Source organism: Legionella sp. PC1000, from assembly GCF_014109805.1.
Taxonomy (GTDB): Bacteria; Pseudomonadota; Gammaproteobacteria; order Legionellales; family Legionellaceae; genus Legionella; species Legionella resiliens.
In genome coordinates this window covers 2,789,276-2,806,001 of record NZ_CP059400.1, presented here as the reverse complement: position 1 = coordinate 2,806,001, position 16,726 = coordinate 2,789,276, and the positions used below count along the sequence as shown (strand labels likewise).

Genomic DNA, 16,726 nt, shown 5'->3' with positions numbered 1-16,726 from the left:
GGTTAAAGATCAAGAACTCAAAACCGCATCTCCGAATGGCATCATCAACTGCCACTGAGTTCCACAGGTGCGCGGTAATGTCGGCACCGTTCTAATTTACATATCGGTGGATAGCAATGGGTGTAGCTCTGAGCTCTAAGGACAGCGCGCATTTGTACGAAGAAAATGTACGATATCTAATTTCGTCTCAATTTAAATAATTAAAACCTTAGTTCCAGGATTGGCTTTTACCCAATTTGCTACATACTCGATATAATTATTTTTGCCGACAGCAATGCATCCACGCGTTGAGTAGGGTAAGTTATTTAACCAACTAAACATAGTAGATGACTGAGTTGGTCCATGAATCCCTACATCTCTACCTGAATAACCTGCAGCTAATTGCTTTGTAGTCGGATAAAGAATTGGAATAAAAACTTTAAATTGATTGGATTTTCTTGGATGAGCTAACCTATATAAACCAATTGGAGTTTTATTATCGCCCGCATGTTTTTTACCGACGCCTTTATATCCGAGAGCTACTTTAAAGCTCTTGATTACAGCGCCGTGTTTACAGATATTTAAAACTCGCTTTGTTGTATGTACATTGATTCCGTTTGATAAAGGACAAGTTGCAGTACTAGCGAATAAAGCGACAGGAAAAAAAATAGAGATCATTAAAAAAATTGCTTTTATTTTCATATAATTATAACTAACATTATTGAAATTGGTCAATAATTATCCCATAATGTTGGCTTCATTCATAGGGGTGGCAGCCTAAATAATCATAGCGAGAAGCCTAATAGGAGCTAACTCATTGATTTTAAATTGTGCGCTCAGAGGGATTCGAATCCCGACACTCGGTTCGAAGCCAAATTTATCAAGAAGAACCAATATTATTAAAAATCATTAATTAGCAATGTAACAACCCACTGAATGACTGTGTGGACAACTAGGGTTACGCTATATTTTTGTTGTAAATTTGCAAAGTAAAAATGCCAATATGGTCGCTTTAAGTAGAGATAATTTATCTAATTCTTTTTCATCAGTACTTCTTATTCTCAAATACTCTATCTTTTCCAAAGTTAAAATTAAAATTTCTGCAAGACATTCCTCCCTGTTCGAGTCAACAAATCCCAATTAATCTGCTATCAGAGTTATGACTATATATCAATGGGCGAATTTCGCCGATTTAAATGAAAACCCAAATAAAAATACAATTCGAAATAAATTTAATCGAATGGAGAGGTATTTGTTCCAGTAATTAATTCAGGTAAAGATAGGGAAAGCATAAAGCCACCCCATAAAAGTAGGAACCAAGAAGCAGTGTAGTTCCTGGTTGTTTATCAGGATGGCTATTTCATTATATTTAACCAGGGTATTAAGTAATGTATTACCGATTAACTGACCTAGGCAATAAAACCGCTGCTGAACTAGTCCAAGCTTTCGCGGAAATTCCAGCAGATGTGACCTCACTTGATTTGAGCTGGAATGAACTTCACAACAAAATTACTGCCGAATTAGTCCAGGCTTTAGCGGAAATTCCTACGGGCGTGCTCTCGCTTAATTTGAACGGGAATTTCCTTGGCAAGAAAACCGGCGCCGAACTAGCTCAAATTTTTGCGGCAATTCCAGCGAGGGTAACCTCACTTAATTTGAGAGGGAATGTCTTTTACAGCAAAACCGGCGCTGAACTAGCTCAAGCTTTAGTGGCAATTTCAGAGGGCGTGACCTCACTTAATTTGAGCGGGAATGTCCTTGGTAACAAATCTGCTGCGGAACTAGCCCAAGTTTTAGAGGTAATTCCAAAACATGTGACCTTACTTAATTTGAACGGGAATGATCTTTACAAGAAAACCGCGCTCGAACTAGCCCAGGTTTTAGCGGCAGCTGCGGCAACAACGGTTATTTTATCTGAAGAAGATATTGTAAATCGCCCCACAGAGGAGCTTATTGACTTAGGAAAAGTACTGCCCCATGTCTTCATTAAAATTCTCGACGAGAACAATCAACCCAGCCACCATGCAAAAACGCATGAGCTGCAAAAGCACATGGGCATTACGCTGGCTACTGTTTGGTAAAGTCCTGTCCGATTTATGTAAATCGTCTCACAGAAGAGCATATTGACTTGGGAAAGAGTGTCCGGGATGAGCCTGATTGATGTGACGGGGTACTTTACGCTTTTGTTCGCAAAAAATACTCCCCCAGTTCTCCTGTTTTATTCTAGAATCTAAGTACCTACTATTTTTAGTTCGCAGTAGCCAATTCAATTTGTTATAATTTAAATACCTATACAATAAATGAGAGAGATTAAATGTCAGATAAATTACGTGGAAAAGTAAAATGGTTTAATGAGGGCAAAGGTTTTGGCTTTATTGAAAGTAATGGGAAAGATTATTTTGTGCACTTTAGCGCAATTCAATCGACAGGTTTTAAAACCCTTTCCGAAGGTACCAATGTTTTGTTTAAAGCAGTACAAGGACAAAAAGGGCCTCAAGCAGAAGAGGTTGAAATCATTTGATATTTAGAGTGCATCGTTACCGATATCACTCCTTATCCAAGAATCTTCAGAGTAACTTAGTTATTTGCTTCCTATATTTTATTTGATGTAATTCAGTTGTATAGTCTACATCTTCTCTGGAGGTTCTATAAGGAAACCTTGTTGTTCGCAACCTGGTGTTCCATTGTAACTGCAAATTCAATTTATTTTACGTACATTAACTTTGCGTCCTTTCAATTTTCCACTTTGTAAATATTGGTACGCTTTATCTGCTTGGCTGTGGTGAATTGCAACATAGGAGTACATGGCGGTAATGTTAATTTTGCCAATTGTGTTGCCTGTTAATCCTGCATCTTTGGTTAATGCTCCAAGGATGTCACCGGGGCGAATTTTATCTTTTTTACCCGAAGCAATGCAAAGTGTAACCATTTCTGGCACTAAACGAGTAGTGGGGTGCTTTTCTAATTCATTAATGTTTCCCCAATGAATGGGGTGTGGGAGGCTATCTTCAATTGCGCAAATGCGTTGTGCATCTGCAGGAGTTATAATACTTAAGGCAATGCCTTTATTCCCAGCGCGTCCAGTTCGACCAATACGATGAATATGGACGTCATGATCAAAAGCGAGATCAAAATTAATCACTGCAGAAAGTTCCTTTATATCAAGTCCTCGTGCTGCAACATCAGTGGCGACAAGAATAGAACAACTTTGGTTGGCAAAACGCAAGACAGCAAAATCACGATCGACTTGCTCCATATCTCCATTTAAAGCGATGGCACTAAAGCCTTCGTGGATGAGCTGGTCTTTGACTTCCGTTGTTTGTTGCTTAGTATTACAGAAAATTAACGTTGAAACGGGTTGATAGTGCAACAATAATGATTTTAATAAGGGAAATTTCTGCGCTTGTTTCGGGACTTCATAAAAATGTTGTTCAATATCAATTTCTTCAGGAGGAATTTCCACATAAACTTCTTTCGAGTCCTTCATAAATTGTTTTGAAAGCTGTTTGATTTCTTCAGGATATGTGGCAGAAAAAAGTAGCGTTTGGCGTTGTTTGGGACAAACCGAAATAATGTTGTTAATGTCATCAAAAAAACCCATATCCAGCATTCTGTCTGCCTCATCTAACACTAAAGCTTTTACCTGAGATAAGTCTAAAGAGGCGTTTTTTAAATGCTTAAGAACTCTCCCCGGCGTTCCTACAATGATATGAGCTCCATGCCGTAATGAATCAAGCTGAGGCTTCATCGGTATACCACCGGATAAATTAATAATTTTGACATTAGGCATCAAACAGGCTAATCGACGGATGACTTGGCTTACTTGTTCTGCCAATTCACGGGTAGGGCAAAGAACTAAGCCTTGTACTGCAAAAAAAGAAATTTTTAAATTATTTAATAAAGACAATGCAAATGCAGCGGTCTTTCCACTACCTGTTTTTGCTTGAGCAATAATATCCTCATTTCTAAGAATAATGGGCAAGCTCTGCCTTTGGATTGGAGTCATGTTTTCATAGTTTGCAGAAGCAAGACTCTTTATTAATTCTTGACGAAGAGGGAGTTGAGAGAATGAAGAGTGTTGGTCGGTGTGTTCTGATTGAATCATGAAGCTGCTTCCCCCATGGGTGCTTAATTGCCATTTTTTTTGTCTTACTGTCGTTTCCTTAAAGTCACCACTACAACTACAGGGAGATATAGTGGTAAAAATAATATTAGCTACTTAAATTAAAGAGCTATTATATTTTGTGCTTGGAGACCTTTTGCTCCTTGCGTCACAATGAATTGTACTCGCTGACCTTCTGTGAGGGTTTTAAAGCCAGAACTTAATATTTCTTTAAAGTGGGCAAATACATCCGGACCGGCTTCTTGCTCAATAAAACCAAATCCTTTGGATTCGTTAAACCATTTAACGACTCCATTTACTGTTTTAGACATAAGTATCCTTAAGTGTTTATTATAATGCTTGTATAAGCGAATTTAGCCGGAAAACCGGTCAAGAATTAAAACTTCAGAACGTGGGATTAAATGAATAAAACGACGATTTGGAGAGAATAAAATAGACATTTTCTAGCTGAGATTAGGATACTACTCTTAAAGTTATAAGTCAATCTCATTTGTTGTGTTGTTTAAATAAGGTGTTCAATTATCTAACTCACTTCATTTAAATTTCAACCTGCTTCAATATTCGAATTGGAGCATAAAATGATACCTGATTGGGTAATAGGTTGGGCGAAAGGGCCCAACCTTGGATTTTATGATTCCTTATCGGGGATAGGAACTGGACGAGCTGGTGTGATATTCATTCCTAAGATTGAGACCTTATGGCGTGGAATATGTAATGGTACCGTGTTTTTATCTCTTAATATGCTGGAAATACTATAGCGCAAGGTCCCTACAGAGCTTCCTGCAGCTTTTTCATAACTCATATCATGTAACCACACCCCAAGACGTTTGACATGATGGTCTTTGCAGGGATAGCGTAATTCCCATCCTGTTAGTACTGGGATTGCATAATCATAAGGGACGTTTTCTATCACGAGGTTTTGAGTGACTACGTCTCCTCCTAATTCGCCGCAATTGCCATAATTTTCTTTAGGAATAATCGTAAACGGAGGTTGTTTGGTTTCCACTCCGCGCCCGGCAAGCACAGTCACTGCAGAACCAAATCTAAAATCTCGTTTAGTACTGTTGTCTTTAAAAATACCCAGAGTTTCCCAGCTAGCAAAGTTAGATGCTTGACTGTTCGTAATGGAAGGTGGCGGACCACTCCAATTACGTCCCGCCTGAATGAACGTTTCACTATGATCAAGATTATAAGCTATTTGCAAAAGATGATGATCTGCCTGACTAAATCCTTCTTCCCAACCATAAACAAAACCTCTGGGTAATACAGTAGCCTTAATATCTCGGGTCAAGAAAGTATGATTAAGAAAACCAGCAGCAGAAACCAAAGCGACATGCTCATGCTCTTCATAAAAAGAGAAGGTTGTATTATCTCTATGCCCCAAAACTCGAGCATCGATTTGATTTCGATTCCATGCAACCACCGTGAAGCGATAACACCACCGATAGCCATCATCAAAATTTTTATCTCGTAATAAACCAACAGCTTCCCATGTTAAACGAGAGTTATCCTGTTGGATGTTTCTAATTATGGCAGCGACACGCCCAATGTGATGATCGCTGCTTAAATAACGAGTATCCCACCCATTCAAAAAGACAGTCGCATCGGTTGCGTAGTCCGGTAAATCAACACTTCCTTGTAAGATAATTGCTTCTTCGGTTCCGGAACGATTGGATTCAGCGCAAGCTGAACCATCCACAACCTGAATTATTCCTTCATCTTCCAATGCATTTTGATGATATTCGGATTTAAGTGGCACAGGAACTGTTTTAATTGATTTCAACAGATCGGAATCAAACTCTTTTGCAATAGAGAAAGGCACCACAATTAATGATAAAAGCATGCCTAAAATGGATACTTTTAACCAGTAACACGATGAATCCATAATTCAAACCTCCATGTCTGATCTGATGAACGATTAGTTTAATCAAACTGGGTATTATTGCAAGATCACTATAACTTGAAGGAAATGCAAAAATTTTAATCTTAAAAGTATTATTGGGCATGCTGCTTAAATGACACGCTCGGAGGGATTCGAATTCCCAATACATCGGTTCGAAGCCAATTTTATCAAGAAGAAAAAATAGTATTAAAAATCATTAAGTTGCGGAACAACTATGGTTATGCTCCACTTTGTTTAAAATTCGAACTTTAAAAATTGCCAATATGGTGGCTTTATAGCAACTTATCTAATTCTTTATCATCAGTACTTCTTATTCTCAAATACTGTATCTTTTCCAAAGTTAGGTAAAAACAAAATTCCTGCAAGCCTTCCCTCTCTCGACATCATTATCAACAAATCTCAATTAACCTGCTACCAGAGTTATGAGTACATGTCAATGGGCGAATTTCACCGATTTGAATAAAAGAGCAAACAAAATACAATTTGCAATTAACTTGTACGAGTAGAGAAAAATATTTACCCCGACAATTAATTCAGTCAACGATAGCGAAACCATAAAGCCACCCCATAAAAGTAAGAACCAAGGAGAAGGGTGGTTCCTGGTTATTTATCAGGATGACTATTTCATTCTATTTAACAGAGGTATTAAATGATGCATTACAAATTAAATATCCTTGGCAATAAAAATGCCGAACTATCCCAAGCTTTCGCGGCAATTCCAGCGGGCGTGACCGCACTTGATTTGAGCTGGAATGGTCTTCACAACAAAACCGCTGCCGAACTGGCTCAGGCTTTCGCGGCAATTCCAGCGGGCGTGACCGCACTTGATTTAAGCTGGAATGGTCTTCACAACAAAACCGCTGCCGAACTGGCTCAGGCTTTCGCGGCAATTCCAGCGGGCGTGACCGCACTTAATTTGGGCTGGAATGGTCTTGGCAACAAAACTGCCGCTGAACTAGCCCAAGCTTTCGCGGCAATTCCAACAAGCGTGACCACACTTGATTTGAGCGGGAATGATCTTGGTAACAAATCTGCTGTAGAGCTAGCCCAAATTTTCGCGGCAATCCCAGCAGGCGTAACCACACTTTATTTGAGTTTGAATGGCTTTGACAAGAAAGCCGCAGCCGAACTAGTCCAAGCTTTCGCGACAATTCCAGCGGGTGTGAGCGCACTTTATTTGAGAGGAAATAACCTTTACAACAAAACCGGCGTTGAACTAGCCCAAGCTTTCGCGGCACTTCCAGCAAGCGTGACCGCACTTGATCTGAGCGGAAATGGCCTTAACAACAAAACCGGGGCTGAACTAGCCCAAGCGTTTGCGGCAATTCCAGCGAGCGTGACCGCACTTAATTTGAGTGGGAATGATCTTGGCAACAAAACTGCTGCTGAACTAGTCCAAGCTTTCGCGGCAATTCCCGCAGGAGTGACCACACTTGATTTGAGCTGGAATGCTCTTAGCAAGAAAAGCGGCGCCGAACTAATACAAATTTTCGCAGCAATCCCAGCAAGCGTGACCTCATTTTATTTAAGTGGGAATTATCTTGACAAGAAAACCGGTGCTGAACTAGCCCAAGCTTTCGCGGCAATTCCAGCGGGTGTGAGCACACTTAATTTGAGTTGGAATAGCCTTGGCAACAAAACTGCTGCTGAACTAGTCCAAGCTTTCGCGGCAATTCCAGCGGGTGTAACCACACTTAATTTGAATTCAAATTTTCTTGACAACAGAACCGGCGCCGAACTGGCCCAGGTTTTAGCAGCAATTCCATCTGCAGTAACCACGATCACTTTATCTGAAAGCGATATTGTCAATCGCTCTACAGAGGAGCTTATTGCCTTAGGAAAAGCACGGCCTCATTCCCTCATTAAAATTGTCGATGCCAACAATGAACCCAGCACCCATGCAACAACGCAAGAGCTGAAAAAGCATATGGGGGCATGGATTAATGAAGCACATGTGGAACTAAAGGACATACCGTTACCAGATGATTTGGTTAATCTGATTTTGGAGAAAGAAACTGGAGTTCATGCAGTAGAAATAAGCGCTTTTGCAAAGGCGAATGCCCCTGTCGAAAGCAACAAGAATGCGTTCTTCACGCCAAATACCCATCATACGAAGAAGCGCCAACACGAAGAGGAGCAAGAACTCGTTACGTTGTTTATTGTTTAGTCTGGTAGATTATGTTGCTCCGCGGCAATGAAGATGAGCTAAAATTTATACTTATATGATTTTAAAAGGATTAAATGGCGCGCTCGGAGGGACTTGAACCTCCGAAGCCTGATACTTTTATTTTTAAAAAAATTAATAATCAATATGTTGCGAAAATTTTTCTTGATCTCATTGGTGTACATCCTAGGCATTTCAATGTTAATCGCTATCTTCATGCTATTATGAAAATATGTTTATCTCATATTAATGCTCATTTCCATGAGTACAACGGCACAATTAAATACAGTAACTATGCAGTTACGGACCATCTTCCAATCTTATTTCAACCCTGTCGAACCGGGAGGAGCCGCATTGGTGGTAAAAGATAACCGGATTATCTACATGGACGGCTTTGGCCTGGCTGACATGAAAACAAAACAGCCTATTAATACAAAGACGCTTTTTAATGTCGGCTCTATCAGCAAAACCTTTGTTGCTTATGGAATACTAAAACTTGCCAAAGAAAGAAAACTATCATTGGATGATGAACTGTATAAATATTTTACCGATTTTAAGAATACGGAGATAGTAAAAAAAGTAAAGCTTTATCACCTGCTCACCCATACATCCGGCATTCCTGATATCCGGCCCGTGAAAGAGCAACATGATTTTTATCTTACCGCTAAAGACGAAGAGAATTTTACCCCGTTGAAGCAAACTGATACATTACAATTTGAGCCGGGAACAAAGTACAGTTATTCCAACCCCGCATTTAATGGCCTTGCATTGATCATTGAAAAAGTAACTGGTAAAAAATGGCAGGAATATATCAGTGAGAATATTTATAAGCCCGCCGATATGAAGACTTCCACTATTACTGACGGTCCGCATCCTGAAACAGGTGTTTCACATGGTTATGTATTGAATGATAAAAAAGAATTTGAAGAACTGGATTATGGCGAAGAGCCAACATTCGCGGCAGCAGGTAACGGAGGAGTATGGAGCAGCGTGGAAGAATTATGGAACTATGAACAGGCTATTCAACAGCATAAATTCTTGCCGGTTGAATGGATAGATAAATCAAGAACACTATACCCATTCCCTGATTGGAAAGATGAAATTCCGCAACGACTTGGTCTAAGCTGGTTTATCAATCAAGATTCAATTGGTCATCAAATGGTCGGGCATACGGGCTCGCAGGGTGGCTTTATCAGCGATTATTGCTGGTGGCCGGAAGAAAAAATATTTTATGTGTTGCTCTGTAATATTCCCAAACCGATACAGGAGATAAGAAAAAAAGTCTATGAAGTGGCAAAAATGATTAAATAAAACCTGCCTGGATAGCTCGTGATCATAGATTGACCCTATTGATTCTCGTTAAATTCTATTGAGTATGTAGTTCTTTGTGTAAAAACAATTGTCTTGAGTAAACATGTGTTTTCAGCATGGCCCTAACTCAAATTAATACTATAATTAAGTAGTATGGAGATACTCTAAGGACAATTATGAAAAGGAAAAACCGTGAAAACGAATACAGAGGGATTGTCTCAATCATCGTCATTGTCATTCTAGCAATTATTCTGGTTTATTATTATTCACATTACTCTTCTTCACCTAATGAAACTCAAAAATCGAATATACCTTTAGAAGCTCCTTCTCCTCCAGCTGAAAATACTGGCGGAATTTAATAATTAAAATACTTTGGTCTTTTGTATTAGTTCATTTGAGTTAAATTCTCCAATCCGGTATTTATCAACGATAGGGTTATTTTAGGTTTTGTTACGTAACTATCAATCGAGCCTGACCTTATTGATGCGTCGTGACTAATAAGCCTTGTAATAGAAATTACATTGAATAAAATATAGATATTCTTAATATTAAAATAAGTAAATGTTCGATAATTTACCACTTGAAGTGCTAACTCATATTTATTCGTTTTTTAATAAAAAAAATGAGAAAGATGTATTTTCAAGAATCAACAGGAAATCCAATAAAATATACTGGATAGAACAATGCAAAACAAATTATGGGTTTTATCCTAAAGAAGATGCGCGAGAAATTTTTCTGGCGATGGCGATTATTGATGAGGCTCTAGATAAAAAAATTTCTATAGATGAAAAAGAAATTGATTTATTCTATGGGAAATTGATCCGATACAACGAAAATAATCCTGGAAATTCTGAAATTATATATCATATTGCTAAATTATATTTAAAAAATAAGGGTAAGTATCAGAATATCGAACTAGGGAAAACACTTTGTGAACAAGCAGCAACATTAAATCATAATGGTGCTAGACAATTGCTTGGAAGTTTTTATCGAGATGGATTATATGGTTATCCTTTTGATTCTCTTACAGCCATCAAATATTATCAAGATGCTGCTCTCAGCGGTTGTAATAATGCAGCGGTGGAACTGGGTATCTCATTGAGGGATGGTTGTGGGGGTATACAAAAAAATTGTGAGCAAGCTATTTATTATTTAAATATGGCAGTAAATCGAAATGATAACCGGGCAGCTCGACTGTTAGGACTTTCTTATTGTGATGGAATAGGTGCTATACCCCAAAATCAGGAGAAGGCGATATTCAATTATAAGTTGGCGGCAACACGTGGAGATAATATAGCGGCGCGAGAATTAGGAGCTTCTTTTAGGGATGGATTAGGTTGTATTAGTAAAAATTCCGAGTTGGCTATTGAATATTTTAGAATGGCGGCTTTACGAGAAGATGCCGATGCTGCTATCAGTTTAGGAATATCTTTTGCTTTTGGAAAAGGCTGTATTCCAAAGGATCATAAGGAAGCTGAGTATTATTTAACTCTTGCTGCGAATTTAGGTGATCCACGTGCTGTAAAAATGCTGGACGACTTAGATCTGATCCCAAAACTAACCTTAAATTAATGATAATAACTCCTAAGTGAAAGGAGTTATTATCAAATAGGTGATTAAAAATAATCGGGTACAAAAGGGGCTTTATCAAGCGTTCCTTCGCGACGATCGTGAGGATGCCAATTTTTTACTTGGTGACTTGGTTTAGTCATAAACTCTCTGAATTTTGAGTCATCCACTCTTATCTTTGTTAGGAGAGCTTTGAACTTTTCTTCTGCAGAGCCATTAACATAGAGAACGTCATCAGGTCCTTTTCCTTGAGCATCACTAGTCCTTGCAGCAAGAATGTGTAGAGGTGAAATAGCGGATGAACGATATTCCATTAAATCAATATGCCCTAAGTCATTATTTCCATCAGGTTTTTTACTTGAACTAAATCCTAATGTTTGTCCAAAATACGCAGCAGTTTCCGGATCAATTAAGGTAGCATATACATATGCTGTTTTTTTCTGTATTGTTGACTGAATATCAGCATATAAACTTCCAATGTATGGGCTAGTACTTAAAACGATGCACTCTGAAGGATCTTTGGGGTTATCGTATTTAGGAATAAATCCTTCTTTGAACACACTTTCTGGTGTTTGAGTTGTTCCCCGATACATAATACAAACGCTCTTATTTTTAGAACGACTGGTATACATAGAATCTGTAAAAAACATATTTGCATAGTAGGATGTCACTGAATTACTACTATGAAGATATTCCTCAATTTTCTTTTGAAAATCATTTTCAATTTCATCGGTAGTAATATTTAAGACTCTCTTTTCTAACATAATATTTACTCACATTGACATTAATTGAAACTTAAGATTGCTTTAATAGATAAAAAAATAATCTACTGAGCAATATATTATGCAGTATATATATTAATTGAACATTAATTCATGCATTAATATTTTTATAATGGACATAAATTTTTTTATGGTTGAAACGCGGATACAGAGGGATAGAGGTTAGCTTCCCCTGATTGTAACCTTTGGTGAAACCCCTGAATTTTCTACACAATGTACCGAAAAGGTGAATTTAAAAGCGATAAGACGTGTGCCTATGTGTTTTTAAGAGAAAAAAATTTTTAACCAATGCACTACTAACACAGAACTTGCCATTTTGCGGGAGATTCCTCGGTATGCTCGGAATGACAGGTATTTTTTAATGGGACAGTCGTGGTCGTACTTTGGCAATGACCTGTCATTTTACTCCTAATATGAGATTCATGGATATTTTGTTGTATGGATGACCAACGCGACTGTTCTGATGGAAGGTTAGGGGTGGTGCTAATCTCATGATTAATCGTTTTTTTGATTTGTAACTGGTACGCATAATCACATGCTAATTGATATGTATTATGTAAGCATTGTTCTTGGAAAGAAAGTTTGGAAGGAATGATATAATTGGAGAGTGCCATTTTCTGTACTTCAGGATCACGTAACACAGTAAATATTTCCCCATAACTATGAAACCCTGACTTACATGTGAATGAAAAAAATATCTTTATGAGATTTTTGATGTCTTTTTCCTTTACTTCTTGATCATCATTTCGGTATTTATCAAGAAAACGCCGTATTGTTAATAACAAAACACCCGTATGCCCGGATAAGGAGCAGACGAAAGGCACATGGGTATTTGTGGCGGAATATCCATTTTTATGATTAGGTTTAATAAGATTAACATCAGGATGTCGATTGAACCTGACGATTGGAAATGCATTGTCTGGATTAGGCGCTGAGGAATGCATTATCCCTAAATTAGAACTTCCAATTATATCGTTTTCTTCGTCAATACGAGTAGTCCCACGGTCTTTACGTTGAAATAATCCAGAACTCATTATTGTCCGCATTTGATCTTGGATCTCTTTTGTTCCCCAAATTTGTTCCATTCTACCAATGACAATTTCAGCCTCTTTTAATGTATTAACTCTCTTCGGAATATCAATTGTCGGATCGATATCATGAACGAGAGCAGATAGTTTTGTTAAGGTAGAAAATTCCTCTTGCTCAAGTGATTGCCAAATATTTAAAGAAAATTTTGTTTCAAAATATCGACGACTCTCTAATTTCATCGGATCATTGGTTAAATGATTAGCCTGGGTGCAAATCGCATTTAGTAGCGCTTTATCATAAGAAATGGAAGTCTCAGTCTGGCAAACAGTCAAAATTGCTTGTATTGCTTCCTCTTTTCGATTATCCAGATATAGATGCTCAATTTCATATAACTTATCTTGAATTTGAGTGCCGATAAGCTGCTTTAATAGTGAGGTCGTAAGCAATATAAAATCTGACCAATCTAATCTTGTGCGTGTGATGATTTGTTTCAGTTGCTTGACTTTAGTTTCTTTTTTATTTGCGAATAAATGTGAGTACATATTAGTTCTTCCCAATTATAAAATGATAAATCGGGAAGATGAGCTTACCTGTCACAGTATCAGTAAAATATCATTGTCATAATTTACATGCTATTTCACTGCATGTAAAAGTTAGATTGCTGAGTACTACCCGATATTTGATTTAATAAATAGTGGCTATTTACAATTTCCGTCTTTTTTTCTGACAGAATGACCTATTTTTATGAGGAAATGTCCTATTTACTTTTGAAAAATGGTTATATAGCTATGGGTCTTCCCTCCTTGCTTTGTGTTCACATTAAGCGCAGTAAGTCATTTATTATTCATATTGTGTTATAAAAAGCAAGTATTAATTAATGAGAATTAAATTTTAGGAGTGGAATTGATGAAGAATATAAAATTATATAATTCTATTGCAGACTGATGTATGAAATGGTTTTGCACTATGCGCACAGACTCAACATGGTGTGAAATTAATGCAATATAATAATCGGAAATTTAATGGTGCTCGGAGGGACTCGAACTCCCGAAACCTTGGTTCGAAGCCTTATGGTCTAGTTTTAAATTCGTTATAAATCAATATATTGTGAAGCGTCAAATTCATCGGGAATAGTCTAAAACTGCCTATTACAGCGTAGTGCCGCCACAGTTGAGAAATAAGGATAAGAAATTAGAAAAATTAAACGCACACATTCATTTCATAATGTCTTAAATCTTCTGATTAGGAACTGCTATACTACAACAAATTTCTATAACTTTTCCTCATTCAGTGCTTAAGATAAAGATTTAAATAGGATTTTAATGTCAAAAAAAGTAAATAGACCACAAAATTTTCGTAGTTTTTTCTTCGAAATAGCAATTCCTTATCGTTGGTGGTTTTTTGCTATGTTGCTTGTGGGCATTTATTCATCTATCCATAATGTGTTACAGCCCTATGTTTTAAAAATTCTTTTGGATGCAGTCGCTCATGCCGAAACGAAACAATTTCTTGATGTGAGTTTAAGACCTGCGTTATTGCTTATTATCTTGGGATTTGTAATAACTTTTATATGGCGTCTTTATAATTATATCGTTTTGCGGTCACTACCCAAAATAAAAGCGGACATCATTACTGTAACCACTGCATATTTAAGAGAGCAGTCATACGTTTTTTTTCAAGATCATTTAAGTGGTTCAATTTCTGCTAAAATTTCTGATTTAGCAAGTAACATCCAGAATATTGTTAATACTTGGTTTAATATATCCAGGCAAGGTTTAACCATTATTCTTTCTATCGCTATGGTGAGTTTGGTTAGTCCCTATTTCAGCTTGATTTTTTTCCTTATCTCAATCGTGTTTATTGCCACTGCATATTATTGTTCATACAGCATTAAACCTTATGCCAAAGCCTATGCTGAAGCACGAGCAAAAAATATAGGAAACATTGTTGATTGTTTTTCCAACGTGGTCAACATGCTTTTATTTGCCAGAGAAAACTACGAAGCGCAATATTTAGAAAAAACAACAGCCAGTGCTGTGAAACACGATCAATCCATGCAATTTAAAAATATGCTCAATGCGTCATTACTTGGTGGGTTTGCCTGGATTTTACAAGGGGCTTCAATACTGTTACTGCTTTTTCTTGGGAATAAAGGAACAATTTCTGTTGGGGATTTTGTATTTATCTTTATATTAGCAATTACAGTGATTGATCAGATCTGGTTTCTTACTGAGAGCTTATTGGTTGTGGGTGAACAAGCAGGACAATGTCAACAAGCCATTGATACGATTTTTACAGAGCATTATCAAAAACCAAACCCAGGAGCTCCGTCTCTTAACATTACTCAGGGTGAAATCCTCATTGATCATATTAGTTTTAAATATAAATCTGTAGATATTATTAAAGACTTAAGCACACATATACCGGGAGGCTCTAAAGTCGGTTTGGTTGGTTACAGTGGAGCCGGAAAAAGTACGCTGGTTCAACTAATCATGTGTCTATATGATGTCCAAAACGGAAAAATATTAATAGATCAACAGGATATTAGCACGATAAACAAACAAAGCTTACGAGAAAACATAGCGTTTATACCTCAACACCCTAGTTTGTTTCATCGAACTGTTTATGAAAACATACTGTATGGCAGAATTGGCGCCAGTTATGAGGATGTTATTAATGCTTCTAAAAAAGCTCATGCCCATGAATTTATTCTCAACTTACCGCAAGGATATGACACCCCTGTTGGAGAAAGAGGGATTAAATTATCCGGCGGACAATGTCAAAGAATTGCTATTGCAAGAGCTATTTTAAAAGATGCGCCTATTTTGATATTAGATGAAGCCACTAGTTCACTGGATTCTCTAACAGAAAAGCTAATCCAAGAATCATTACACATTGCTATGAGTAATCGTACGGTCATCGTAGTAGCACATAGATTATCAACTATTTTGTCTATGGATAAAATACTAGTTATGGACAATGGTAAAATTATCGAAATGGGTAACCATAAACAGCTTATTGAGGCTGGCGGTTTTTATAATACACTATGGAACGCTCAAAGCGGACATAGTTTTATTTAAAAAATGAGAGCCCTTGAATAAAAACATCATCCGTATTGAATTTATGAGTTGATTACATACATCAATAGTTTCCGATTTCCAAATTGGAAACTGGAAATTATATTATAGTGAATGATAAGTTTCTAAACACATTGATTCTGTCAACAACTCGGTGGGCCTCCAGGCACGGTTTAAAAAATTTAAAAAAGTTCTTTCTCCTATTGTTAAATTATTCTCATTGTGTAATAATTCAACAATGTGTTCGCAAAAATGTTTTTTACATGATTGTTTTATTTTTCCAGGCTTTAAATCCAGCTTCCAACAACTTAGGAATTAGTACCGCTAATCCTGAGCTAGTTATTAGTAAGAAGCCACAAATTGAAGCTCCAAATAGAAAAATGAATGAGCGAAACACAGATAACAGCATTACTCTTTCTTCTCGAGGAAGAAATTTATTTCAATTTCCACCTTCGGGAGTTATTGACATCGTTAGAATAGCTACAACTCCTCCTGACCCCCAAACGTTCAACTCTTTTCTCTAGTCTGAGATTAGCTAAGTCTCAACTGGAATCTATTCTGTTGAGAGTCACGTACATTACCTAAGACAGCATAGCTAGTGATCTTTTTAAAGAGGTCGCTGTTTCTGCAAAGTCAATTTTTTCATATAGCGTGTAACGTTCTCTCATTATTGAAGATAAAAATAACAACTGTATCCATATCGTAGCAAAAAGATTCAAACATACAGTAAGTTAGGTTGATAAGATGAAAATGCAACGTAGTGTAAAAGGCGAACGATACCTTTATATG

14 protein-coding genes are annotated in these 16,726 nt (G+C 37.2%); 8 read left to right on the top strand and 6 right to left on the bottom strand.

What is annotated here, in order from left to right; translation table 11 throughout:
* Window positions 1–192 precede the first annotated feature (192 nt).
* Window positions 193–681 (bottom strand): murein L,D-transpeptidase family protein, encoded by a 489-nt coding sequence (locus FOLKNPGA_RS12300; RefSeq protein WP_182350178.1) that lies wholly within the window; start codon window positions 679–681, stop codon window positions 193–195.
* A gap of 686 nt (window positions 682–1,367) precedes the next feature.
* Here FOLKNPGA_RS12300 and FOLKNPGA_RS12295 point away from each other — a divergent pair.
* A complete protein-coding gene (locus tag FOLKNPGA_RS12295; protein WP_182350177.1) occupies window positions 1,368–2,060 on the top strand; it encodes a hypothetical protein in 693 nt (230 codons plus the stop codon).
* Window positions 2,061–2,293: 233 nt separating this feature from the next.
* The gene (locus FOLKNPGA_RS12290) at window positions 2,294–2,500 is read left to right on the top strand and encodes a cold-shock protein (RefSeq protein WP_182350176.1); all 207 of its coding nucleotides are present in this window, start codon (window positions 2,294–2,296) and stop codon (window positions 2,498–2,500) included.
* Window positions 2,501–2,677: 177 nt separating this feature from the next.
* Here the strand turns inward: FOLKNPGA_RS12290 and dbpA are convergent, their stop codons facing one another.
* From dbpA to FOLKNPGA_RS12275, 3 genes are all read right to left on the bottom strand, one after another.
* On the bottom strand, window positions 2,678–4,084 hold the full coding sequence (gene dbpA / locus FOLKNPGA_RS12285; protein WP_182350175.1) for an ATP-dependent RNA helicase DbpA: 1,407 nt from the start codon (window positions 4,082–4,084) through the stop codon (window positions 2,678–2,680).
* A 119-nt stretch (window positions 4,085–4,203) separates the two neighbouring features.
* Window positions 4,204–4,413 carry a cold-shock protein gene (locus tag FOLKNPGA_RS12280; RefSeq protein WP_027228556.1) on the bottom strand — a complete coding sequence of 70 codons (210 nt, stop codon included), beginning with the start codon at window positions 4,411–4,413 and terminating at the stop codon, window positions 4,204–4,206.
* Between the two features lie 317 nt (window positions 4,414–4,730).
* Window positions 4,731–5,987 carry a hypothetical protein gene (locus FOLKNPGA_RS12275; RefSeq protein WP_182350174.1) on the bottom strand — a complete coding sequence of 419 codons (1,257 nt, stop codon included), beginning with the start codon at window positions 5,985–5,987 and terminating at the stop codon, window positions 4,731–4,733.
* Window positions 5,988–6,654: 667 nt separating this feature from the next.
* On the opposite strand from FOLKNPGA_RS12275, the gene FOLKNPGA_RS12270 reads away from it, so the two are divergent.
* From FOLKNPGA_RS12270 to FOLKNPGA_RS12255, 4 genes are all read left to right on the top strand, one after another.
* On the top strand, window positions 6,655–8,172 hold the full coding sequence (locus tag FOLKNPGA_RS12270; RefSeq protein ID WP_182350173.1) for a hypothetical protein: 1,518 nt from the start codon (window positions 6,655–6,657) through the stop codon (window positions 8,170–8,172).
* Window positions 8,173–8,430: 258 nt separating this feature from the next.
* Window positions 8,431–9,480 carry a serine hydrolase gene (locus FOLKNPGA_RS12265; protein WP_182350172.1) on the top strand — a complete coding sequence of 350 codons (1,050 nt, stop codon included), beginning with the start codon at window positions 8,431–8,433 and terminating at the stop codon, window positions 9,478–9,480.
* A 176-nt stretch (window positions 9,481–9,656) separates the two neighbouring features.
* Window positions 9,657–9,839 (top strand): hypothetical protein, encoded by a 183-nt coding sequence (locus FOLKNPGA_RS12260; RefSeq protein WP_182350171.1) that lies wholly within the window; start codon window positions 9,657–9,659, stop codon window positions 9,837–9,839.
* 202 nt (window positions 9,840–10,041) lie between these two features.
* Complete coding sequence (locus tag FOLKNPGA_RS12255; protein ID WP_182350170.1) at window positions 10,042–11,052, top strand: tetratricopeptide repeat protein; 1,011 nt, start codon at window positions 10,042–10,044, stop codon at window positions 11,050–11,052.
* A 44-nt stretch (window positions 11,053–11,096) separates the two neighbouring features.
* Here FOLKNPGA_RS12255 and FOLKNPGA_RS12250 read toward each other — a convergent pair whose 3' ends face one another.
* Both FOLKNPGA_RS12250 and FOLKNPGA_RS12245 read right to left on the bottom strand, forming a co-directional pair.
* Window positions 11,097–11,813: a hypothetical protein gene (locus tag FOLKNPGA_RS12250; protein ID WP_182350169.1), complete on the bottom strand. Its 717-nt coding sequence runs from the start codon at window positions 11,811–11,813 to the stop codon at window positions 11,097–11,099.
* A gap of 314 nt (window positions 11,814–12,127) precedes the next feature.
* Window positions 12,128–13,402 carry a hypothetical protein gene (locus tag FOLKNPGA_RS12245; protein ID WP_182350168.1) on the bottom strand — a complete coding sequence of 425 codons (1,275 nt, stop codon included), beginning with the start codon at window positions 13,400–13,402 and terminating at the stop codon, window positions 12,128–12,130.
* Between the two features lie 780 nt (window positions 13,403–14,182).
* Between FOLKNPGA_RS12245 and FOLKNPGA_RS12240 the strand changes: the two genes are divergently transcribed.
* Both FOLKNPGA_RS12240 and FOLKNPGA_RS12235 read left to right on the top strand, forming a co-directional pair.
* Complete coding sequence (locus FOLKNPGA_RS12240; protein WP_182350167.1) at window positions 14,183–15,940, top strand: ABC transporter ATP-binding protein; 1,758 nt, start codon at window positions 14,183–14,185, stop codon at window positions 15,938–15,940.
* Window positions 15,941–16,200: 260 nt separating this feature from the next.
* Entirely contained in the window at window positions 16,201–16,461 is a 261-nt protein-coding gene (locus FOLKNPGA_RS12235) for a hypothetical protein (protein ID WP_182350166.1), read from the top strand.
* The last annotated feature ends 265 nt before the right edge of the window (window positions 16,462–16,726 follow it).